This is a genomic window from Actinotalea sp. C106 (assembly GCF_023630195.1).
Lineage (GTDB): Bacteria > Actinomycetota > Actinomycetes > Actinomycetales > Cellulomonadaceae > Actinotalea.
In genome coordinates this window covers 1-804 of record NZ_JALPKN010000579.1, presented here as the reverse complement: position 1 = coordinate 804, position 804 = coordinate 1, and the positions used below count along the sequence as shown (strand labels likewise).

Genomic DNA, 804 nt, shown 5'->3' with positions numbered 1-804 from the left:
CGCGGCCTGGACCGACGTCCCGCGGCCGGGGGCCAGCCGGGAGCAGTGGGTCGACTGGGCGAGCCGCTACAACGGCTACGAGCTGCTGGCCTCCCACCCCGCCCACCTCGCGGCCGTGCTGGCCCCGGCCCGTGAGGAGTTCCAGGCCACGGGCGAGGTCCCGACCTGGGCCGGCGTCCACCTGCTGCGTGGCTGGCTCTTCCTCGTGCTGCGCGCGCACCGGCACGGCGGCGTCGACACCTTCGCCCCCGAGCACTCGGCCGAATGGTTCGCCGTCGCGGACCGTCTGCGCACGCTGGGCCGCGGGGCGGGAGCGGGCGTCACGGGTCGGGGTTAAGGTCCCACCCATGGCTACGCCGCACATCGACGCCGCGCCCGGAGACTTCGCCCCGGACGTCCTCATGCCGGGTGACCCCCGGCGCGCGACCCGCATCGCCGAGACAGTCCTCGAGGACGCACGCCTCGTGACCGAGGTCCGCGGGATCCTCGGGTACACGGGGACCTTCGACGGCCGCCCCGTCTCGGTGCTCGCCTCGGGGATGGGGGTGCCGTCCATCTCGATCTACGCGACCGAGCTGTTCCGCGAGTTCGGGGCGCAGCGCATCGTGCGCATCGGAACCGCCGGAGGCATGGCCCCGCACCTGCAGGTCGGTGACGTGGTCATCGCGAGCGCCGCCCACACCGACAGTGGGCTCAGCGCGAACCGGGTGCCGGGGGTGCACTACAGCCACGCCCCGAGCTTCTCCCTGCTCGCCGCGGCCGCGACCGCCGCGGGGGTGGGCAAGCGCGACGCGAGCGGCCGCG

1 protein-coding gene and 1 pseudogene are annotated in these 804 nt (G+C 75.1%); both read left to right on the top strand.

The window, feature by feature from the left end:
- On the top strand, positions 1-337 hold a 337-nt coding region (locus L0B03_RS18595; RefSeq protein ID WP_250448584.1), incomplete at its 5' end, for a hypothetical protein.
- A 10-nt stretch (positions 338-347) separates the two neighbouring features.
- Positions 348-804, top strand: a pseudogene (gene deoD / locus L0B03_RS18590) (purine-nucleoside phosphorylase); the annotation flags it as partial.